The following is a 20667-nucleotide window of genomic DNA, read 5'->3' on the forward strand; positions in this document are numbered from 1 at the left end:
CTGCTTGGTGGCGACGCCAAGTGCGGGGTTGAAGACCGGCGAGGTGCGCGCGGGCGTCGAGGTCGAGCAGGCGCCGTCGATCCAGTGCTGGATCGTGGGAAGGGCAGAGTCCACGTGATGCTCCTCGGGGTGCGGGCTTGTTCTGGCTGAAAACATGGTCAGCCTACGGACGGGCACCGACGTTCGAATGGCGGCTTTGTAGAGCCGCGTCCCGGTATTCGACCAAACTGGCAGCGGGTTTTGCGACAGACTGGCACCGACGAACCGTGCGACCGAGGAGCGAAATGTCCGAGTACCGAGTGCAGAATCCCGCGACCGGCGAGATCATCGAGACGTTCGACGACGCGACGGATGCGCAGATCGAGCAGGCCGTCGCGAGCGCCGACACCGTGTACCGGGAATGGCGTGAGCGCAGCGTGCAAGAGCGGGCCGCTGTCGTGCGACGCGTCGCCGCGATCTTCCTCGAGCGCAAGGACGAGCTCGCCCACCTCATCGCCGTCGAGATGGGCAAGTCCGTGCAGGAGTCGATCGACGAGGTCGAGTTCGCTGCGTCGATCATCGACTACTACGGCGTGCACGGCCCGAGCCTCATCACCGACGCCGAGATCCCCAGCACCATTCCCGGCAAGGCGTTCATCGAGCATCGTCCCGTCGGCACCCTGCTCGGCGTCATGCCGTGGAACTTCCCCTACTACCAGGTGGCGCGCTTCGCGGCACCGAACCTCGTGCTGGGCAACACCATCCTGCTCAAGCACGCGGACATCTGCGCGCGGTCGGCCCTGACCATTCAGGAGATCATGGAGCAGGCCGGCGTCCCGGTCGGGGGCTACCAGAACGTCTTCGCGTCGCACGATCAGATCGCGACGCTCATCGCCGACTCGCGCGTGCAGGGAATCTCGCTCACGGGCTCCGAACGTGCTGGGGCGATCATCGGGGCGCAGGCGGGCCGGAACCTGAAGAAGTGCGTGCTCGAGCTCGGCGGCATCGACCCCATGATCGTGCTCGACTCGGATGACGTCGCGGCCGTCGCGAAGCAGGCGTGGGACTTCCGCGTCTACAACGTGGGCCAGGTCTGCAACTCGAACAAGCGTCTCATCGTCATGGACGACATCTACGACGAGTTCGTCGAGGAGCTGAAGAAGCTCGCGACGGGACTCGTCCCCGGCGACCAGCTCGACCTGGCCGAGGGCCAGTTCACGCCGATGTCCAGCCGAACGGCGGCCGAGACCGTGGATGCTCAGGTGCAGAAGGCGGTCGCGGAGGGCGCGACGCTCGAGATCGGCGGAGTGCTGTCCGACGGCCCGGGAGCCCACTACTCGCCGGCCGTTCTCACCGGCGTCCCACGCGACTCCGAGTCGTACGGCGTCGAGCTCTTCGGTCCCGTCGCGACGGTCTACCGAGTGTCGAGTGACGAGGAGGCGCTCGACCTTGCGAACGACTGCGCGCTTGGTCTCGGTGGCTCGGTCTTCTCGAGCGACGAAGCGCGCGCGACCCGTATCGCGCAGCGCCTCGAGGTGGGCATGGCGCACGTCAACACGATCGCGGCGGAGGCGGCAGAGCTGCCGTTCGGCGGGGTCAAGAACTCGGGCTTCGGACGCGAGATGGGCCCCATCGGGATCGGCGAGTTCGCCAACAAGCGCCTGTTCTTCGTCTCCGCCTGAGCGCAGCGGGTGCCGAGCTCAGCGCTGACCGTTCAGGTCAGTTGCTGCGGTTCGTGCGCTCGATGACTTCCTGGCCCGTGTTGGGGTCGATGACCTTCCGGGTCGTCGACGTGGACTGCTTGCGGCGCAGCGCCGTGACGAGGCTCAGGATGAAGACGACGACGCCAGCACCCATGAGGATGTAGCCGATGGTCTTGAGGTCGACGAAGCCGTCGAGGTCGATGTTGATGGCAAACGCCAGGATGGCGCCGATGACGATGAGTGCGATGCCGCTGCCGTAGCCCATTGGATGACCTCCGTGTCGGATCGAGCGGACGTCGCTCGGGGGATGCCTCAAGTTTCGCACCGCTCGCGTCGTAACTCGACTCCCAGATGTCGATTCGTGCGCGGCGACGAGAATCGGTCAGGCGAGGGGGCGCCGATCAGGCCATGATGGACGCATGGAAGACGAGCAACTGATCACCGTCCTGAGTGACGAGGAAAGCCGCGCTCTGCTGCGCGCGACGACGTTCGGTCGCATCGCGTTCGCCGTGAACGGCCGTGTGGAGATCTATCCGATCAACGTCGTGTTCAGCGAGCGCGATGGTGAGATCGTCTTCAAGTCGGCGCCCGGCTTCAAGCTCGCGGGGGCCTCCATCGCGAAGGAGGTCGTGTTCCAATCCGACGCCCTCGGCGACGGGTTCGCGACGAGCCTCGTGGCACGCGGGGGAGCCCGGGTGCTCAGCACGGAGGCTGAGCTCGAGAAGGCGGAAGCGCTCGGCGTGCGCCCGCTCATCGCGGCACCCAAGAACGAGTACGTGGCGATCACGGTCGTCGAGGTCTCTGGCCGCCGCTACATCACCGGTGAAGAGGCCGAGCCCCTCATCGACACCATCGCCTAGGCATGCCGGATCCCCTGTTGAGTGCCGCAGCTTCCGGCGTCACGGAGCCCGACCCCGTCGACCGGCTCATCCTCGATGAAGCCGCCGAGCTGGGTGTGGTGGATGTGCCGCTCGCGGTCGTCGGCGACGCCACGGGTGCGCTGGCCGTTGCGGCCGCTGAGCGCTTCGACCTGGACACGGTGCGCACCTTCCACGACGCCGTCTCGGAGGAGCGGGCCAGCGACGATGCAGTGCGGGCGAGCTTCCGTTCGCTCAAGGCCGTTCGCTTCGGCTTGGAGCCGGCGCTGTTCGACGGCGCTCGCCTCGTGCTGCTGCGCCTGCCGAAGTCGCTCGCGGAACTCGATGAGATCGCGCGCCTCGTCGCGGCGCACGCGCATCCAGAGGTGCGGATCGTCGCTGGCGGACGCATCAAGCACATGAGCCGCGGAATGAACGAGACCCTCGAGCGCTCGTTCGAGAGTGTGACGGCGAGCCTCGGCAGGCAGAAGTCGAGGGTGCTGCACGCGAGCGCCCCGAAGGCGGAGCTGCGAGGCGCGGCGTCGGCGTACCCGATCGTGCAGAGCTCCGACGAGCTCGGCTTCTCGATCGCGAGCCACGGTGGTGCGTTCGCGGGCCCGCGCCTCGATCTGGGCACGCGCGAGCTGCTCGGAGCCCTGCGTGACCTCCCCGCGGACGAGCTCCCGGAGGCGGGCCTCGCCGTCGACCTCGGCTGCGGCACGGGCGTGCTTGCCGTCGCGCTCGCGAGGCTCCGACCGGAGCTCGAGGTGATCGCGAGCGATCGATCCTGGGCTGCCGTGTCCTCTGCTCGCGAGACGGTGCGCATCGCGGGCGTCGAAGACAGGGTCGAGGTGCGCCGCGAGGACGCGGGGTCGAGCATCGAGACCGGTTCGGTGGATGTGCTGCTCCTCAACCCGCCGTTCCACGACCGGCACGAGGTGGTCGAGGACATGGCGCATCCGCTCTTCGAGCAGGCCGCGCGCATGCTGAGGCCCGGTGCCAGCATGCTCACGGTGTTCAACTCGGGTCTGGCGCACCGTGCGGCGCTCGAGCGGATCGTCGGCCCCAGCACGCAGATCTCGCGCGGTGCGAAGTTCACGGTGGTGCTCAGTCGCAGGCGCGGCTGATCGCGACGAGAAGTGGCGGATTCGCGCCTCCGGGCGGGCATCCGGTCGGTAGGCTGGGGAACTGAACCGGAGGCGCAATGACCGATCTCATCCACATGCTTCGCGACTGGATGCCGAAGCAGCGCTGGTACTCGGGCGGTGAGGGTCGGACGCCGCAGCTCACGCACCTCGGCAGCTACGTGCTCGCCAACCCGAACGGGGAGGCCGGGGTGCATCTCGTCACGGTGCCGTGCATCCTCGATTCCTCCGGCGATGTCCCGGTCGTGTACCAGGTGCCGATCGTGCTCCGCGAGGTGGATGCGCGCGTTCCCGCGCTCGGGTACATCGGGTCGATCAGCAACGCGGCCGGGCGTGTGAGCGCCGTCGTCGATGGTCCGCACGACATCGCGTTCGCTCGGGCGCTCCTGGCGCTGCTCGAGCGCGAGGGGCACGCGGCGGGGGCCGGTGGGCGGACGGACATCGCTGCGTACGGACTGCCGATGCCCGGGGTCGTGCTCGGCAGCTTCGTGACGAGTCGCGTGCTGTCTGGGGAGCAGTCGAACTCGTCGATCATCTGCGAGATGCGCATGCCAGATGGGGGCGCCGCTGCCCCGCTCATCCTCAAGGTCTTCCGCATGCTGCACGATGGCGAGAACCCGGAGGTGACGCTGCAGTCGGCGCTCGCCGCGGCCGGTTCCGTGCGTGTGCCGCCCGCCATCGGCCACCTGTCGGGCTACTGGCCCGACCCGCGCGTCAGCAGCGGGCGCGCCTCTGGCAACTTCGTGTTCGCGCAGGAGTTCCTCCCCGGGGTCGAGGATGCGTGGCGGGTGGCGCTGCGCGCCGCCGAGACTGGGGACGACTTCGGTGACGCCGCGTACACGCTCGGGGAGGCGACCGCTGAGGTGCATCGCACGCTCCGCGAGGTGCTGCCGAGCGTCGAGGCGAGCGCCCTGAAGGTGCAGGCTGAGGTCGACGCGATGCGGCAGCGCCTGGATGCGGCCATCGCCGTCGCCCCGGCCCTCGAGCGCCTGCGGGGTGCAGCGGAGGAGGTCTACGCGCACGCCGCCGAGATGCACTGGCCGACGCTGCAGCGGGTGCATGGCGACCTGCACCTGGGTCAGGTGCTTGCCGTGGAGGGCAGCGGCTGGGTGTTCCTCGACTTCGAGGGAGAGCCGCTGCGCAGCATCGAGCAGCGCAATACGGCGGATGCCCCGCAACGCGACATCGCCGGCATCCTGCGATCGTTCGACTACGTCGCCGGGTCGCTGGAGATGACGACTGGGCGGGATGTCGCCGGTGACTGGGCCGCCCGTGCTCGGCAGTCGTTCCTGAACGGCTACGCCGCGGCCGTGAGCGGCCAGGAGCGAATCGGGCGTCACACGGGCGCGATCACGCTCGACAGCCGGGCCGCGCGCAGGCAGGCGCGTGACTTCGACGATGCCAGGAGCACGCGCGACGCGAGAGGTGGGTCTGGTCCCTTCTCGCAAGGGGGTCAGTCGAGCTCGCTGCCGCTGAGCGCTGCGGAGTCGGCCGCGCTCATCAGGGTCTTCGAGCTCGACAAGGCACTGTACGAAGTGATCTACGAGGCATCTCAGCGGCCGGCCTGGCTCAGGATTCCCGTGCGCGCGGTGCAGCGCATCCTCGCCTAGGGGCGCTGCCGGTCTCGACGGAGCCGACCGCGATGCGTGGTCGGCTGCCGTTGTCCACAGATTCGCCCCTCCACCGTTTCGGGCGCCGCGCCGCGAGTAGGTTCGCGAGTACGCAATCGGGAGGATGCACGTGCCGCGCACCACGACGTTCGACAGTTCACCCGGCGACCCGCGAGGGGTGCCGAGCACGGGAGGCTACTCGCCTGAGGTGTACGACCTCCTGCTGGATGCTGGCGGCAGGCTGGCCGCCTTCTATGCCGCGCGAGCAGCGCGTGCCCGCAGCGACCTCGAGTCCAGGCGGTGGCTGGGGAAGCTCGCCGAACTCCGCGAGGAGGTCGCGGGCGTCGACGCCCAGTCGAACGTGAGCGTCGTCCGGAAGCGCAACGAGCTGCTGGAGCGGCACCGGGCAGAGGCGAGCATCGTCGCCAGCGGGCGCGGCAGCGGCAGGGCAGTCCGGGGCACCGGATGAACGCGACGGTGATTGCGCCACGGCAGACACGCACCACGAGAGGACGAACATGACCGACATGCCCAGCGACGAGCCCATCGACGACTACGACCCGATGATCTACGACGCCATGCGCGAAGCCGCGAACCGGCTCAGGGGTCTTTATGTTGCTCGACAGAATGAAGCCGGCTCTGAACAACAGCGACAGCACTGGCTGGAGAAGCAGATCGCCGTCAGGATCGAGGCGGATGAAGTCGACACGTACTCGCTCAATGCGGTGCAAGCTCTCCGGGCGTCGTTCGTCGCACGGCTCAAGGCGGAGGACCATTGAGCTCGGAGTCAGAGGTCACCCGCGAGCAACTGCGCGAGATCTTTGAGAAGTCCATTCGGCCGGAACTCGATGCTCTCCGATCTTCCCAACGAGCCTCGGAGCCGACGCTCGTGCTTGTTGGAGCACAACCCGGTGCCGGGAAAACGCGAACGGTGGGTCGCGCGCAGAAGGACTTCCGAGGGGCTATCCCGGTTATCGGGGACGACCTGCGAGTCTTTCATCCCGACTACGTGAGCGTGATGCGGGAGGACCCGCTTCGCATGCCGGAGGTGACGGCGCAGGCTGCTGGCGCGTGGGCGCGCATGTCGAGCGACTACCTGCGGGAACGTCAGGCATCCGTGGTGTTCGAGACGACGTTCCGACAGCCGGACGCCGTCGTCGCGACGGCCAAGGAATTTCGCGATGCCGGCTACCGCGTCGAAGTGCGCGCGCTTGCCGTGCCCGAAGCGGTCTCGCGGCTCGGCGTGCTCTCGCGGTACGCGGAACAGGTCCGCGACCAAGGGGCCGGCAGGTGGACCCCACAGGCATTCCACGACGTCGCCGCCGAGCAGATGCCCAAGTCGCTCGAACGGGTCATCGCCGAGGGGCACGTCGACCGGGTGCTCGTCGTCGACCGCGGCGGTCGTGCCCTCCACGCAGCCGACATCGACACGAACGCTGCGAGCACAACCGGCGCGCGCGACGGCGCCGACGCCCGAGCAGCCGTCATCGCCGGAAGGGGCCTCGACAACCTCACCCCGAGCGACGCGAACACCTGGCTCGCAGCACTCGACCGAGACGCGAACTTCGTGCTCAGACAAGCCGATCTCGGCGGCGACGTGCTCGCCACCATCGATGACCTCCGAGCCGACGCACCCCACATCGCGGCCCGCGCCCACACCACGCAGAGCCCCGCCCACGCGGAGACGTCGGCAGCGCTCGCGGCCCTCGGCGCCCGCACCAGCGCCGCACGCGAAGCCCTCAGCCACGGCGAGCGGCCCACTCGAGCGGGCGCGGTCGAGGAGCGCGCGCAGGGCCCGCGCCTCACCACCGAGCTCGCCACGGCGCTCGGACACACCACCAGCCCACTCGCCGACCCAACCCGCTCCCACACGTCCACCCGTGCGCGCACGCAGCAGGCTTCCCCGCAGCACGAACGCGACGAACGCTGACCTCCGGCACCGCACCCGTTCAGGCGACGCTGCGCAGCTCCGGTTCGCGCACCCGCAGGAACGGCACGTACGGCACGACGAGACGCTGCGCGATGCGGCCGAGCACGCCGCCGTCGGCCGCCAACTCGACCTCAGCGCCACCACCCATGAGAACCGCCACCATGTTGCGCTTCGCCGTCGTCCCCCACTGCTCCAGAACCGCCGAGTGCCCCGTCAGCACGTCACCGAGCGACAGCGCCGCACCCGCAGCGCGCTTCCCCTGCGCCGCACCGAGCACCCCCGTCTCCAAGCGAACGACCCCGGGCGCATGCGCCGGATCCACACCATGCCCGAAATGGCCGACCCGCCCCAGGAACGGCAGGTGCACGTTGATGCCCAGGATCGGACCGACGGAGGGATCGACGGGAGCGAGCAGCGAGTAATGCGGCACGCGAGCCGACACGGGCAGATCGTCGAGCGACGCCACACCGTGCCCCAGCCCGGCACTCGACACGTGCACGACCCGGTCGACCCGCATCCCGAGTGCCATCGCCCGCCCCGTCACGCCGCCGCCGAAACTGAACCCGAACGCCGTCAGCTCCACGCGCCCGTCACGGGGGATCGAGTTCACGAACCCACCCAGCTTGCGCGCCAGCCCATCCGCCATCGCCGCCGACAACGCCAACGGGCCACGCGGGAACCGCCCGCCCTGCCACACGACGAGCCCGGCCGTGCCAGCGGGCGCGAGCGTGATGAGCTCCGACATGGTGTGCGCCTTGCCCTCGAAGTCGAGCAGCCGCGACTCGTTGCCGGGCACGAACACCCCCACCGATGTGACCCCCTCCGCGAACGGAGACGCGAACGGGTCCTCCGACTCCGAGATCGCCGCGCCCACGTACTCGACGATCGAGTCCCGCTCGGGATCGAACGCGAGCACGAAGCGCGGCTTCCCGCCGCGGTCGACGAAGCCACGGCCCCCGTGCAGCTCCCGCAGCTGGTGCACGAGCCGCTCGCGGTCGCGCAGCTCCCCGCGGCTCGCATCCGCCAGGATGCTCTTGATCTCACCACCCGCGAACGCACTCGCACTGCCGAGCGCACGCTCGATGGAGGCGCCCGACTCCAAAGCGCCGATCGCACGCCCGAGCGACTCCCGGTTGGCCCGCACGCGAACCGACCACGGGATGCCATCGAGGTTGCCGACAAGCAGCGGAACCTGCTTCAGGAGACGCGCGCGCTCGGCCTCCGACAGGGCGCCCCACCACTCCCGCGTCGTCGCGGCCGTGGGAGGCGCGTTCAGCACACGACGCAGGCGCCCACGCGAGATGGGCCGCGACGCGATGAGGCGGGTGAGGTCAGCAGACGAAGAACGGGCTCGCACGCGGAAAGCGTAGCGAGCCCGCCCGACAAATCACGTCGTGAATCTGCCGTACGCACAAGAGGCGCTCAGCCCCCGGTGCGAGCCAGAATCAGTAGTACTCGCCCTGGCGGAAGTCCCAGCTGTTGAACGACTCAGCGAGGATCGCCATGATGCGGTTGATGTCGAGGCCCTTGCGGATCACGACGGGAGCCGGCGAGATGGAACGCTGTCCGCCCTGCTCGGGGATGAGCGTTCCGTCGGCGTCGACCATCGAGATCATGACGCCCTGCTCGTGGCGCGTCTCCGTGGTGGCCTCAGGCTGGATGGATGCGACGTAGTCGTTCGCCTCGATGATGAGGTCGGCGCGGTCGTGGATGCGCTCGCCGATGCCCTCGACGAGTCCACGGTTGCCCTTGCCGGACGGGTTCGCGGAACTCGCGAACGCGAAGCGTCCGTGCTTCTCGTACAGCTCCTTCGCGAGCTTCTCGCCGGGGACGCCGAACTTGATGACGAAGCAGCTCGTGCCGCGCCCGTCCATCATGAGCTCCTTCGTGCCGTCGTCGGGAAGGGCCGCGACGGCCTCTTCCTTCCACGGGAGGATGCAGCCGAGGAGGATGTCGTCGTTCCAGTGGCGCTCGTAGAACGCGTCGATCTCCGGCGTGAGCTGCGCGAGCTCGCGCAGCTGCTCGAGGGAACCGCACAGCACGACGCCAGGCTTGTTGCGGTTGCGCTCCTTCGCCTCGAACTTCCGCTCGAGTCCCTCCTTGTCGGAGGTCATGATGATGTAGCCGACCTTCGTCGGGACGACGACGAGTCCGCCGTCTCCCGTGAGGATCTCGACGGCTTCTGGCTGCACGTCGCCGTTCCACGCGATCAATTTGCTGTCCATAGCTGCGTTTCTCTCGAAATTGGTGCTCGGGCTCGTCGAGCCGGAGTGAACTGTCGCGTCCGCTTGGGTCGCGTCGAGGATCGATCCTACTTGGTGTTGGCCCGCAGCCAGGGTCGTGCACCCGCTCGCCCGTAGGGTTGAGGGCATGGAGACTCCTCAGCAGGGCCCAGAAGGCGACGCATCCTCCGAGGTCGAACCCGAGGCGCTGGTCATTGCAACGGCCCCGCGGCCGACGACGCCTGAGGCGGTCTCCCGAGTGCTGGAGCGCTTCGTGCGCGAGGTGGTGCCGCCGATCTTCGACGCGGACAACACCATGGACGTGCGCGGCCTTGACCTGGCGCGTGTCACCGCGCATCCGCTCGCGGGCGACCTCCTCGGCATCGACATCGATCTCACGGGCGTCGAGGTCACCTTCGACGCCACGGTCGAGGAGGCGCCGCCGCTCCCGGAGTTCCCCGAGTTCGGCACCGAGGTCGCGAGGACCGACGCCCGCGTCGCCGAGGTGCGGGTGCGGGGCCTCCCGGTTCGCATCCAGGGCGCCGAAGTCGAGGCGTCGATCACTGCCGCCGGTGTGCACGTCGACTGGGCGGAGGATGATCGCGGGCAGCTCGCGCTGGCGTTGAGGCAGGGCATCGCGGGTGGTGAGGCCGCGACGGTCTTCCCCGTCGACACGCTGCTGATCGACGTCTCCGCGACGCAGCGGGAGGTGGTGGATGCGCTCGTGTCCATCGTCACGGAGTCGGGGGAGAGCCAGGGCATCCACGTGTCCGATGTCGATCTCGAGCTCACGCAGGCCGGCCCCCGAGGCGCGCACCTGCATGCGTCCGGCAAGGTCCGGCGGGGTTTCCTGCGCGCGAGTCTGCTGTTCACGACGGAGGCGCAGCTCGGCGACGACCTGAAGCTGCAGCTCATCAACCCGCGCCTCACGAGCCGCAACCCGCTCATCGGCCTGCTGCTGCTGGCGGTCCGCAGTCAGATCCGCGAGGAGCTCAAGGACCCGATCGATCTCCGTGACCTGCAGCTCGATCCGCTCAAACTGGCGGATGCGCAGTTCGAGGTCGGTGAGCGGCTGCGTCTGCGCCTGCAGTACGACTGACCTGCGCGGGAGGCGCGTCCGAGGCGCGCGCCGGTGAGCTCGCTGCCGGTTGCTTCGAGGCGGCGAGGATGCCGATCACCACGAGCAGGGCGGATGCGATGAAGCTGCCCGGGATGCCCACGAGCTCGATGGCCTGCCCGACAAGTGCCGAGCCGAGCGCCTGGCCGAGGACGAGGACAACGAACAGCAGCGCCGTCCCTGCCGGCGCGCGGGTGGGATCGAGTCGCGTCGTCCACCAGATGAGCACGCCGGTGCCGGCCGTGTACCCCCAGCCGAAGGCGATGCAGGCGGCGAAGGCGAGTGGCCACACCCCCGCGGAGGTGCCGAGCAGGACCGTCGCCGCGGCGACGGGCAGGCTGGTCATGAGCCAGGCCCGTCGAGAGGTCAGCTCCTGGAGTCTGCCGGCTGAGGCGATGACCGCCGCTCCTCCCACACCGAGCGCGATCCAGGCCCCGGCGGAGAGTTCCTGGCTTGCGCCTGCGTCGACGAGCGCGGTGCGCCCGAACGTCCAGACGGCGGCTGAGCCTGCGCCGAGGAAGAGCGCCGCGGCGATGACGGGCAGGTGCTGGCGAAACCACGATCGCGGCGGAACGGGGGCGAGGCGGGGCGCAGCATCCGGTCGCGCGGTGGTGGCGGTGGTTCCTCGCCAGGTCGAGGCGATGACCAAGCCGCCGGCCACGATGCTGGCCCCCGCGGCGAGCGTCCAGGCGAGTCGCCAGTCGGGCAGCAGGACGAGCGCCAGGATGCCTGCTGCGACGAGGCCGGGGCCGGTGCCCGCGTTGACGACGCCCTGCATCCGTCCCACGTGCTCCTTCTTGACTGTCCTGTGCAGCAGCTCCACCAGGGCGGGTGACGCGAAGCCGGCTCCGCTCGACGCGAGGATCGCCGAGGCCGCGAAGACGCCGCCGTCAGCGGCGAGGGCCATGCCGAGCGCGCCGCCGGCAGCGGTCACGGTCGCGAGGGCCGCGAAGAGGTGCGGGGCGCGGGCTGCCAGCAGGAAGCTGGCGAGCGCGGCTGCGCAGTAGGCGGCGGAGGCGCCGCTCGAGATGAGTCCGGCGGCGGATGCGCTCAGTGAGAGCTCCGCCTGGACATCGGGGAGGAGGAGTCCATAGGCGAGGCGGACGAGCCCGTAGGTGGCTGCGACCAGGGCGGTCCCCGAGGCGACCAGCAGGAGTGGGCGGCGATCCCGTAACGAAAACGATCGTTTCATGTTTACGACTCTAGAGTGTTGGCATGGCAATCCGCTCCAGGACCGAGACCAAGCTGCTCGACGCCGCGGACGAGCTGTTCTTCACGGCGGGCATCCACGCGACGCCGATCGACGCCGTCCTCGAGCGCGCGGGAGTCTCGGCGGCCACGCTCTATCGCGGATACGCCAGCAAGGAGGCCCTCGTCGCGGCGGCCCTCGAGCGCCGACACCGTGCCTGGATCGAGCTGTGGGATGCGGAGATCGCCAAGCATCGCGATGACGAGCAGCAGCTGCTCGCCGTCTTCGATGCCCTGGACGCGTTTCGGCAGCAGCCTCTCGGCTCTCGCTGGTGCGCCTTCCTCGGGGCTTCCGCCGAGTACGCCGACGCTCCCGCCGAGGTCCGTGCCGCGGTGCAGACCGACACCGAGTCGCTGCGGTCGCGGCTCACGCACCTCGCGAGCCCGTTCGACGAGTCAGCGTCCCTCGCTGAGGAGCTGCTGCTGCTCGTCACGGGCTACCTCGCGATGCGTCTCCGCGATGAGCGGTACTCGACGGCCACGGCGCGGCGGATGGCGTCGGGCCTCATCCGTGCCGCCACGACCGAACCCGACTCGAGGCGCGACTCGGCGTAGCGGCTGAGGCTCAGTCGGCCTGGTCTGCAGCGCGTGGTCTTCGTAGGGTGATGGTGAGCGGATGCTCGACGAGCACTCGACCACACCGGAGGTATCTTGCAGTACACGTCCCGCCGCACCCGAGTGGCTTTGTCGTCGCTTGCCCTCGTCGTTCTCGCTCTTGCAGCCTGCACGGCACCGACGCTCTCGCAGGAGGAGCTGATCGGCACCTGGGTCGTGAGCCAGTCGCCAGCCGACGTCCCTGCGGAGTTCGGCTCGGCGACGATCGAGTTCACCGACGAGCACGCCTTCGCCGGAGCTGGCTGCAACGGTGCATCCGGCCCGTACTCCGTGGTTGGGAACCGGATCCGAATCGACTTCTGGGCCGCGTCCGAGGTCGGCTGCGATCCGAATCTCCACGAAGTGGAGGACCTGCTCTACAGCGGCTTCACGGGCTTGTCTGTCGATGGTGAGGAGATCGTCATGCCGACGTCTGCTGGAGAAGCTCGCTTCATTCGCGAGGGCTGAACCCCTGGTGCGGACGTCAGGCGGCCCCCTCGCGCGACCGCACCTCATCCAGCGCCAGGGCGATCTGCTCGACTCTGCCGAGAACCGTGGGCCCGATCCAGAGCAGGATCGGCAGTGATGCGAATGACGCCAGGCGGGGGAACTGCTCGCCGCCCGAGAGGACGAGCTCGGCGGCGGCAGCGGTGAAGAAGGCTATCGTCGTGCCGGCTGCGATGGGCAGGAGCAGTGGGGTGACCGTGCGTCGTTGATCGATCGCCTCCTGCAGCTCATCGATCCTCGCGATGTTGATGCGGATGCGATCATTCGCGGGGTTGATCGATTGCTCCAGGAGCCTGCGCGAGCTCCGATCAAGTGGCGTGTCTCGGTGAGCCATGACCAGCCAGGCGAGGAGCAGTGCGAGGCAGAGGGCCGCTGACCCGGTCACGCCGAGGAGCGCTGCCCCGAGGGTCGTCTGCCACGGTTCGGGGGCCTCGGTGAGCGTCACGGTCAACCACACGCCCGCGACCGCGCCGACGACTCCAGCGACCACCAGGGTGCGGATGCGTGCCGGCGGCAGCTGAGCGGGGAGATGCTGCACGGCGGCCCGCCAGCCGAGCTTCGCGACGGACGTCTCAGCGATGTCCACTTCGTGGATCTCCCCCGGGCCGAGGGCCGTCAGGACGCCGGGCCCAGCCTTGGCCATCCTGGCGTCGCCCCAGCGAAGCCCGAGAAATGCGGCAAGCACGAGGACGAGCGGGAGACCAGCGATGGCGATGAAGGTCACCCAGCCGGTCGGGAGGCCGAGCAGCGCAGCGGCGGTCACGAGGCCGATGAGCAGGAGAGCGCTCGCGAGGACTGCGAGCGCTCCCTTGCGGTTGCGGTTCTTTGGCATCGAGGCCCCCGTTGTCGCGTCGCGTTTCGGCAGGCGCTGCCGGCTTCTGGGTCGACGACGACGCTATCGAACGGGCGCGGCCGGGAACTGGGTGGTGCCCTCGGTGAGCGCTTCGGCCGCGGGCCCGGCGAACGCCGCCGAGCGGGCGCCGCGTTCGTGTCCGACGCGGAGCCCACTCGGGCGTGCAGCTACTTCGTGACCGACACCTCGTGGGTTGTGCTCACGGTGGTGCCTGCGGCGTTGATGAACTCGACCGTGTAGGCGTACTGCCCCGGCGCCTTGCCCTCGACCTGCAGCGTCGCCTTCTGGGCGGCGGGGCTCGCCGCGGTGAGTTCGCCGGTGCCGACCTCGACGCCGTTCTCGAGGAAGCGGTAGGCGGTGGCGTTCGTACCCCACCAGAGGTTCGCCGTCACGGTGTAGGTGCCGTCGCCGTCCCAGTTGTCCGAGGAGAGGGACGGGGCGCCGGGGGAGGCGTTCGTCACCGTCACCGTGAGCGACTCCGTTGCGGTCGTTCCCTTCGAGTTCACCAGCTCGCCGGTGAAGACGTAGGTTCCGTTCGCCAGGCCGGCGATGTCGACGACGGCTGACTGTGCCGCTGGCGAGTTCATGCTGAGCGGTGTCGTGCTGACCAGCTGGCCGTCCTGGTAGAGCCGGAAGATGGAGCCGTTCTCGCCCCACCACAGGTTCATCGTCAGCTGGAACTCGCCGTCGCGGAGACCGGTGTTCCAGCCGTCGTTGGAGGAGAGCACTCCCTTTCCCGGCGCCTTCGTCGCGCCGTCGTCCGTCGGCGCCTCCGGCAGCGTCACGGGTGCGGTCGCCGCCGAGCGAGGACCCTCGCCGGAGGCGTTGACGCCGGTCACCTCGTAGGAGTGGGTCGAACCTGGAGCGAGTCCGGTGACGGTGCAGCTCGTCTCGGTCGCTGCACAGACCGGTTCCGATTCCCCTGCCTCGTAGACGCGGTAGCCCGCGAAGCCCGCACCGGGGTTGGCGAGGTCATCCCAGGAGACGGCGATGGAGGTGTCGCCCTCCTGCGTCGCGACGGCGTTCTGCGGAGTCCCCGGCAGCGTCTCGTCGGCGACGGCCAGCCAGGAGATGACCGGCTTCTCGCCGCCCGCGCCCTCGTTGGTCACGAGGTAGTCGACCGTCGCCGCCTCCGAGAGCGTGAAGGTCAGGCCGGCGGAGAGCTTGGGTGTTGAACCGGAGAGGGGGATGCTTCCCTTCGCGAGTTCCGTGCCGTTGACCGACACGGTCTGGTACATGGTCCTGCTGAGGTTCCACCACTCGGTGAAGCCGCCGGTCAGCGTGTAGGTGCCAGCCTCGAGAGGAAGCCGGTAGCTCAGCTTGGTGGTGTCCTGGTAGAGCCCCGTCGAGTACTTGTCCTTGATATCGGTCCCCGTCTTCAGCTTCATGCCGTCAGAGAGGTGCCCCCATTGCGTGGCGGATGTGGAGACCTGGTCGACCTTGTCGTTGCGCAGTCCATCGACGGCGGCTGACACTGCCGCGTACTGGGGCGAGGCGGCGCCGTCCGTTCCGGCGTCGATGAAGTACACGAGCCCGGGTGGCACGATCTCGAATTGCGCGACGACCGGTGCGTCGCTCTCGTCGAGGCGTCCATTGGCCGTGATCGTCTCGTATTCGGTGCGGGGCTGCTCGTGGGCTGCAGGCTCCCACGTGACGGCACGTTCGGTGTCCGCGACCTTCACCGTGCTCGGGAGCGGATCGTCGGTGTCGAGCACGCCCTGCACGCCGAGGTCGCGTGGCAGCGTCTGCACGTAGACGAGTGCGAGTCGTGCGTTGTAGCCGCTCGTTCCATTGGTGCCGAACTCCAGTTGGACGACGGCTTCCTCGTCGAGCGTGAGCGTCTGCGCGATCGGCGTCGCCGACCCTGTCGAGGTCGCCGTCTTCGAGACGGTCTCGCCGTTCGCCGTGAGCTTCGCGGAGAGGTTCGTCGTGAGTCCAGCACGGGGCGCCTGAACTCCGACGACGTTGTAGGAACCGGCGGGGAGGGTCAGGTGGTAGGTAACCGGCTTGTTGAAGTCGGCGCCGATGTAGGAGGAACCCCAATCCTGCGGTGTTCCGCTCGCGAGCGTGGTCGCCGCGGTCGAGTACCCCCACGTGCTGCCCGGGGCGGTGCCGTCCCACTTCTCGTCGGCGGTCTCGTTGCGGAGCTCAGGCGAGACGCCTGCCGCGGCCGCGTGGGCCGAGCCTGCCTCCGAACCGCTCGAGCCGGAGTCGATGAAGTAGTCGAGATCGGCGGGGACGACGAGCACCGTCGCCGAGAAGCGCTGGTAGACGCCGGCCTCGGTCTTCTCCGAGGTGCGCCCGCTGGCGGCGAAGCTCGCGAGCTCGCCGGTGGTCGTGGCGCCGGCGTTCGACGCGGCAGTCCAGATGACCTCTTCCTCGCTACCCGAGAGGAGGAGTGTGCCGGGCAGGGCACGTTCGGCGGTCGTGATGGCCAGGGAGCCGAGGTCCGTCACGTCGGCGCTCACATCCTTGGGGGTGAGCGCGTCTGCCGCGGAGTCAAGACGCCGTTCGAGCGCTGTGGCGCCCTCGACGTCGAGTCCGTAGCCGACCGGGTCGGCGATCGCGGCCTGCGCGGCCGTCCGTGCGGCAGCGAACGGGGCCCACGACTGGGGGCCGTAATCTGCCTCGACGAGCTGCGCGACGGCGGAGACGGCTTCGGTGAGTGCTCCCGTGTCGACGCGCGCGGAGTCGGCGACCGCACTGATCGTGGCGACCGAGTCGACGTTGAGTGCGCTGTCGTTGGCGGTCCTGATGACCACCGTGTGGGCGCCGTTCGCGAGCCCGCGGAGCGTGAAGGTCGTTCGGGCGCTGCCTGCGCTCCAGGTTGGAGCTGCGAGCGCGACGGGGATCCCGTCCACCTCGACATCGAGCGTCGCGGTGCCGGGGTTGGCGCCGATGATGTCCAAGCCCGTTCCGGTGAAGGAGTAGCTCAGTGCGGCTCCCTTGGCCGTGCTCTTGGATGCGGTTCGCTGCCACTCGAACATGCCCTGTCCGTTGACGTGGCTCCAGTTGGCGTCGAACTCGAGCACCGGGGTCGACGTGTTCGACCAGCTGCTCTGGTGCATCCCGTCGATGATCTGCGTGTAGTAGGGCGTGTACCCGGGCAGTGTCTGGATCCGCAGGTTGTCGAACTGCACGAAGTTGAAGCTGGACCCGAGTTGGATGCGCCCCGCGGCCTGCGGCGCGGTATCCGTGTGCGACGCGATCTGCACGCCGTTGATCGAGGCAGTGGAGGTGTCGCCTGCGACGGTCACGGCGATGCTGTTCCAGACGCCGGCACCAGCATTGAACGCAACCTCCGCGTTGCCTGCCACGGTGCCGCTCGCGAGCGTCGCGCCGTAGCGGCTGAAGGTCCACGCGCCGGTGGGCTCGACCTTGAGCTCGGCCGCCGAGACGTTCTGCCCGTTCGCCGTGCCACCCTGCTCCCTGGCGCCGATGGTCGCGTACTGCGCTCCCGCCGCCTCGAAGAGCACGTCGGTCGAGACGGTGTAGTTCGCCCACCGGGCGTCGCCGATCGTCGTCTTGGGGTCGCCGTTGTTCCACGCGCCGCCGGCCATGCCGGGGCCGACCTGCTGCCTGAGCACCCGGCCGTGCGTCGCATCGGATGTGGCAACCGACTCGAATGCGCCGTTGGTGTCGTTGGTGTAGCGCGGGGTCACGCCCTGGTCCTCCGGCTGCAGCGCTGGGGTTCCGCTCGGCTTCTGCTTGGCGCCGCGGCTGTCCAGGAACGACGCTCCGGAATCGACCAGCGCTCCGGTGGCAGGGTCGTAGCCGCTGATGTTGCCTGCGCCGGCGTACTCGAAGTCGTCGGCGTACAGGACCTCGTCATCGGTGACACCGTTCTGGGCGCCGGTCGGGTCGGTGTCGAGAACGTCGCGGCCCCCGTCCTGGTCGGTGTATTCGGGGGATGTCGGCAGCGAGCTGGCGTAGCCGTCCCTGGGCGCGAGGCTGCCGTCGGCTGCTGCTGTCGCCTGGTCGAGCGTCGTGAGGGTCAACGACGACCAGGGCTTGACCTCGACGGTGTAGAGCCCGTCTCCATCCGGCGAGATCTCGCCGATGGGGGTGAGGTAGTTGTCGTTGTAGGCCTGGCCGTCGTCCGCGGCGCGCGTCTCCCAGAGCTCGGCCGTGCGGTCGGCCCCGAGCTCCATGTCCTTGGCCGTGATGCGGTACGTCTTCGTGAAGCTGCTGTCGTTGATGATGACGGTCGAGAAGTCACTGGCGTCGGGTGCCGCCAGGGTCGTGAAAGATGCGCCACCGAGGCGGGCACCGCTCGGCGGATTGCCCTTCCCCAGCTCGCTGTCGGACGCCTGGGGGATCGCCCGCCAGATTCCCGCCGTGTTGTCGTCGTTCTCCCAGCCGAGCTTCGCGAACTTCGTGAACTGCTCGATCATCGCGAGGCCGCCGTCGTAGTACAGCCAGCCGGACCACGGGTCGCGCGCGCTCACGAGCTCCTTGGAGGAGTACTGGAACCCGTCGTAGAACGAGCCGATCGCGGGCTGGAAGATGTTGAGGGTGCGTCGGGACTCGTCGAATCCGGTCGTGACCCAGTTGCCCATCTCGAGGGCGCTGTTCGGGCCGCCGAATTCGGTGCCCGTTCCGCCCCGCTCGTCGCTGTTGGTGTTGTTCGGCCGGTCGGCCGAGTTGGAGAACGTGGACTGGCCCTCCGAGTTCCAGACCTCCTTGTCCAGCTCCTCTGCAACCTTCTTGAGGTTGCCCGCGTTGTCGTCGGCGCTCGAGTAGTGGAAGCCCACGATGTCGACGGCGTCACGCAGCGAGGAGTCGCTCGGGGAAGTCATCTGGTTGCCGAAGGACACCGGCGGAGTCCCGACCGTGTCGGCGGCGACCGTCTCGATGGATCGGTAGAGGTCCCGTTCCTGATCCGAGGCGAAGCCGCTGTTCGGGTCGCCCGCACTCGCGCTCTCGTAGCCCTTGTCGTCGCCGCGGAGCCAGCCGGAGAAGTCCTTGTAGAGCTGGACCTCGGGGTTGCTCGTCTCGTTGGCGTCCGGGTTGATCGAGTCGACCATGATGCCGTATTCGCGGTACGCGGCGAGCACGGTGTTCTTGAACCAGATGTACTGGGCGGCGTGCGTGGTGGCCCAGGCCGGCCGATTCCAGCGCAGGATGCTGACGTGCACGTCGCCGTGCGCGACGAGCTGCGCGTCGGCCGCGAGCTGGAAGCCGGGCTCGCGCTGCACGTTCGGGTACTCGTCACGAGTGCGCATCGTGGCCGCGTTCGGCCCGGTGGAGGTGTTGCGGTCGTTGCCCATCTCGATCTTGATGGTGTTCATGATCGGGCGGTCGCCCCCGAACAGCGTCTCGATCAGCTCCCAGTACTTCTCCGGATGCTGCGCCTTGTAGTCGAGGAGCAGAGCGCTCGTCGAGTTGGCGGTGAGCACGCCGAAGCCCTTGAACGTGAGGCCGTTGACGTTCTCTGCGGCTGCCGCGACGTCTGCGCCGTCCACGGTCACCGAGACGGGATCCGATCCCGCGGCCTGCGCGGACGTGGGGGCGACGAGAACCGGCGCGATCATCGCCACCGCCGTGGCCGCGATGAAGGCCAGACTCATCCGCCGCCTGCGGACCCTGCTCGTGCTCGTGACTCGACCGAGCCGATGGTCCTGAGGCATGTGCGCTCTCCGTTCTGTGCGCTGTCCGCGCGGGCTCGTTCGTTGAGTGCGCGGCGGGCACGACTGTGTGCTTCCGAGCTGATCTTGGAGTGGGGTCGGCGAAAAGGCCAGCAAAGCGAACAGAACCGTTCATGCTCGACGCGATGCGAACATGTCTGTACGCTCGGATCCGTGGACGACATGCCGCCGTTCGGTCTCCTGCGTCGAGAGCGGATCCTCAACGAACTGCGGCGGTCAGGGTCCGTCCGCGTCGCCGCGCTCGCGCGGCAGCTCGAGGTGTCCGAGCTCACGATCCGCCGCGACATCACGCACCTCTCCGATCGCGGTCTCCTGACCCGAGTCCACGGCGGCGCGACGCTGCGGAGCCGCCTCGACACCTCGGTGCCATCGGTCGCCGCACAGGCGACCGCGATTCGCTTCAGGGTCGGCATGGTCACGCCGTCTCTGAGCTACTACTGGCCGCAGGTGATCGTCGGCGCACGGGCCGCGGCCACTGACCTCGGCGTGCAGCTCGTGCTCAGGGGTGCCAGCTACTCCGTCGACGATCAGCGCAGGCAGATCTCCTCCCTCGTCGAATCGGGCGGCCTCCACGGCATCATCGCCGCACCGGAGACGGGCGGTGCAGACGGACGGGCGCTGCTGCACTGGCTGGAGTCCCTCCCGGTGCCCGTCGTGCTCGCCGAGCGCCACGCCTCCTCCGTCGCCACGCTCACGAGCCTCGAATGGGTCACCACGGACCACGTCTTCGGCGGCTCACTCGCTGCCGACCACCTCGCGGCGCTCGGGCACCGCCGGGTCGGCATCCTCACCTCGACCGGTTCCCCGACCTCCGCGCAGCTCCGGCAGGGCTGGAGCGGTGCCGTCGAGGAGCTCGGCCTCGAATCGGTGGTCGACGTCGACGCGAACCTCGACGACATGGACGGGGAGTCGAGGGAGGCGTTCATCGCTCGAGTGCTCGATGATTGCCGCCGGGCATCGGCGACGGCCCTGCTCATCCACTCCGACCCTCAAGCGGTGCTCGTGCAGCAGTACGCCCGCGATCACGGCTGGTCGATCCCCGACGACCTTGCCGTCATCGCCTACGACGACGAGGTGGCGCAGAACGCCGAGCCGCCCATCACGGCGCTGCGTCCCCCGAAGCAGCACATCGGCCGGCTGGCCGTCGAGACGATGGTGTCGCGCCTCGAGGAGGGTCCCCGTCGACCCGTGCAGCGCACGCGTGTCCTCCCCGTGCTGCACGCGCGGAGCTCCACCGCGGCGCGCTCCTGACCG

At 68.9% G+C, this 20667-nt stretch carries 17 protein-coding genes; 11 read left to right on the forward strand and 6 right to left on the reverse strand.

Features of this window, described 5'->3' with window-relative positions:
• The first annotated feature begins 284 nt into the window (after positions 1 to 284).
• On the forward strand, positions 285 to 1661 hold the full coding sequence (locus C5B99_RS00005; protein WP_104239726.1) for an NAD-dependent succinate-semialdehyde dehydrogenase: 1377 nt from the start codon (positions 285 to 287) through the stop codon (positions 1659 to 1661).
• A gap of 37 nt (positions 1662 to 1698) precedes the next feature.
• On the opposite strand, the gene C5B99_RS00010 is transcribed toward C5B99_RS00005, so the two are convergent.
• A complete protein-coding gene (locus tag C5B99_RS00010; RefSeq protein ID WP_104239727.1) occupies positions 1699 to 1947 on the reverse strand; it encodes a DUF6458 family protein in 249 nt (82 codons plus the stop codon).
• Between the two features lie 154 nt (positions 1948 to 2101).
• Here C5B99_RS00010 and C5B99_RS00015 point away from each other — a divergent pair, with 154 nt between their 5' ends.
• From C5B99_RS00015 to C5B99_RS00040, 6 genes are all read left to right on the forward strand, one after another.
• Entirely contained in the window at positions 2102 to 2542 is a 441-nt protein-coding gene (locus tag C5B99_RS00015; protein WP_104239728.1) for a pyridoxamine 5'-phosphate oxidase family protein, read from the forward strand.
• A gap of 2 nt (positions 2543 to 2544) precedes the next feature.
• Positions 2545 to 3666 (forward strand): class I SAM-dependent methyltransferase, encoded by a 1122-nt coding sequence (locus C5B99_RS00020; protein WP_104239729.1) that lies wholly within the window; start codon positions 2545 to 2547, stop codon positions 3664 to 3666.
• A 77-nt stretch (positions 3667 to 3743) separates the two neighbouring features.
• On the forward strand, positions 3744 to 5294 hold the full coding sequence (locus tag C5B99_RS00025) for an aminoglycoside phosphotransferase (RefSeq protein ID WP_104239730.1): 1551 nt from the start codon (positions 3744 to 3746) through the stop codon (positions 5292 to 5294).
• A gap of 130 nt (positions 5295 to 5424) precedes the next feature.
• Positions 5425 to 5763: a hypothetical protein gene (locus tag C5B99_RS00030; RefSeq protein WP_104239731.1), complete on the forward strand. Its 339-nt coding sequence runs from the start codon at positions 5425 to 5427 to the stop codon at positions 5761 to 5763.
• A 49-nt stretch (positions 5764 to 5812) separates the two neighbouring features.
• Positions 5813 to 6073, forward strand: coding sequence for a hypothetical protein (locus C5B99_RS00035; protein WP_104239732.1), 261 nt, complete (start codon positions 5813 to 5815; stop codon positions 6071 to 6073).
• A complete protein-coding gene (locus C5B99_RS00040; RefSeq protein ID WP_104239733.1) occupies positions 6070 to 7224 on the forward strand; it encodes a zeta toxin family protein in 1155 nt (384 codons plus the stop codon). Before C5B99_RS00035 ends, C5B99_RS00040 begins: the two co-directional genes overlap by 4 nt.
• 19 nt (positions 7225 to 7243) lie before the next feature.
• On the opposite strand, the gene C5B99_RS00045 is transcribed toward C5B99_RS00040, so the two are convergent.
• Positions 7244 to 8581, reverse strand: coding sequence for a hypothetical protein (locus C5B99_RS00045; protein ID WP_104239734.1), 1338 nt, complete (start codon positions 8579 to 8581; stop codon positions 7244 to 7246).
• Between the two features lie 88 nt (positions 8582 to 8669).
• On the reverse strand, positions 8670 to 9449 hold the full coding sequence (locus tag C5B99_RS00050) for an L-threonylcarbamoyladenylate synthase (RefSeq protein WP_104239735.1): 780 nt from the start codon (positions 9447 to 9449) through the stop codon (positions 8670 to 8672).
• 145 nt (positions 9450 to 9594) lie between these two features.
• Here C5B99_RS00050 and C5B99_RS00055 point away from each other — a divergent pair, with 145 nt between their 5' ends.
• Entirely contained in the window at positions 9595 to 10545 is a 951-nt protein-coding gene (locus tag C5B99_RS00055) for a hypothetical protein (protein WP_104239736.1), read from the forward strand.
• On the opposite strand, the gene C5B99_RS00060 is transcribed toward C5B99_RS00055, so the two are convergent.
• The gene (locus tag C5B99_RS00060; RefSeq protein ID WP_104239737.1) at positions 10481 to 11755 is read right to left on the reverse strand and encodes a sugar MFS transporter; all 1275 of its coding nucleotides are present in this window, start codon (positions 11753 to 11755) and stop codon (positions 10481 to 10483) included. The genes C5B99_RS00055 and C5B99_RS00060 overlap by 65 nt on opposite strands.
• A 23-nt stretch (positions 11756 to 11778) precedes the next feature.
• On the opposite strand from C5B99_RS00060, the gene C5B99_RS00065 reads away from it, so the two are divergent.
• Together C5B99_RS00065 and C5B99_RS00070 are read left to right on the forward strand one after the other, a co-directional pair.
• Positions 11779 to 12366, forward strand: coding sequence for a TetR/AcrR family transcriptional regulator (locus C5B99_RS00065; protein WP_104239738.1), 588 nt, complete (start codon positions 11779 to 11781; stop codon positions 12364 to 12366).
• 96 nt (positions 12367 to 12462) lie between these two features.
• The gene (locus tag C5B99_RS00070) at positions 12463 to 12873 is read left to right on the forward strand and encodes an META domain-containing protein (protein WP_181064893.1); all 411 of its coding nucleotides are present in this window, start codon (positions 12463 to 12465) and stop codon (positions 12871 to 12873) included.
• Between the two features lie 16 nt (positions 12874 to 12889).
• On the opposite strand, the gene C5B99_RS00075 is transcribed toward C5B99_RS00070, so the two are convergent.
• A complete protein-coding gene (locus C5B99_RS00075) occupies positions 12890 to 13744 on the reverse strand; it encodes a hypothetical protein (protein ID WP_104239740.1) in 855 nt (284 codons plus the stop codon).
• 188 nt (positions 13745 to 13932) lie between these two features.
• Positions 13933 to 19395, reverse strand: a complete 5463-nt coding sequence (locus C5B99_RS18920; protein WP_146081901.1) for a fibronectin type III domain-containing protein — start codon at positions 19393 to 19395, stop codon at positions 13933 to 13935.
• 180 nt (positions 19396 to 19575) lie between these two features.
• On the opposite strand from C5B99_RS18920, the gene C5B99_RS00085 reads away from it, so the two are divergent.
• On the forward strand, positions 19576 to 20664 hold the full coding sequence (locus C5B99_RS00085) for a substrate-binding domain-containing protein (RefSeq protein ID WP_104239757.1): 1089 nt from the start codon (positions 19576 to 19578) through the stop codon (positions 20662 to 20664).
• The last annotated feature ends 3 nt before the right edge of the window (positions 20665 to 20667 follow it).

Origin of the sequence: Pseudoclavibacter sp. Z016 (assembly GCF_002931215.1) — a bacterium.
Lineage (GTDB): Bacteria > Actinomycetota > Actinomycetes > Actinomycetales > Microbacteriaceae > Pseudoclavibacter.

Coding starts and splice junctions, on each gene's coding strand:
- C5B99_RS00055 (WP_104239736.1), top strand. CDS start 9,595: ATGGAGACTCCTCAGCAGGGCCCAGAAGGCGACGCATCCTCCGAGGTC.
- C5B99_RS00060 (WP_104239737.1), bottom strand. CDS start 11,755: ATGAAACGATCGTTTTCGTTACGGGATCGCCGCCCACTCCTGCTGGTC.
- C5B99_RS00075 (WP_104239740.1), bottom strand. CDS start 13,744: ATGCCAAAGAACCGCAACCGCAAGGGAGCGCTCGCAGTCCTCGCGAGC.
- C5B99_RS00025 (WP_104239730.1), top strand. CDS start 3,744: ATGACCGATCTCATCCACATGCTTCGCGACTGGATGCCGAAGCAGCGC.
- C5B99_RS00005 (WP_104239726.1), top strand. CDS start 285: ATGTCCGAGTACCGAGTGCAGAATCCCGCGACCGGCGAGATCATCGAG.
- C5B99_RS00085 (WP_104239757.1), top strand. CDS start 19,576: ATGCCGCCGTTCGGTCTCCTGCGTCGAGAGCGGATCCTCAACGAACTG.
- C5B99_RS00020 (WP_104239729.1), top strand. CDS start 2,545: ATGCCGGATCCCCTGTTGAGTGCCGCAGCTTCCGGCGTCACGGAGCCC.
- C5B99_RS00050 (WP_104239735.1), bottom strand. CDS start 9,449: ATGGACAGCAAATTGATCGCGTGGAACGGCGACGTGCAGCCAGAAGCC.
- C5B99_RS00065 (WP_104239738.1), top strand. CDS start 11,779: ATGGCAATCCGCTCCAGGACCGAGACCAAGCTGCTCGACGCCGCGGAC.
- C5B99_RS00010 (WP_104239727.1), bottom strand. CDS start 1,947: ATGGGCTACGGCAGCGGCATCGCACTCATCGTCATCGGCGCCATCCTG.
- C5B99_RS00015 (WP_104239728.1), top strand. CDS start 2,102: ATGGAAGACGAGCAACTGATCACCGTCCTGAGTGACGAGGAAAGCCGC.
- C5B99_RS18920 (WP_146081901.1), bottom strand. CDS start 19,395: ATGCCTCAGGACCATCGGCTCGGTCGAGTCACGAGCACGAGCAGGGTC.
- C5B99_RS00035 (WP_104239732.1), top strand. CDS start 5,813: ATGACCGACATGCCCAGCGACGAGCCCATCGACGACTACGACCCGATG.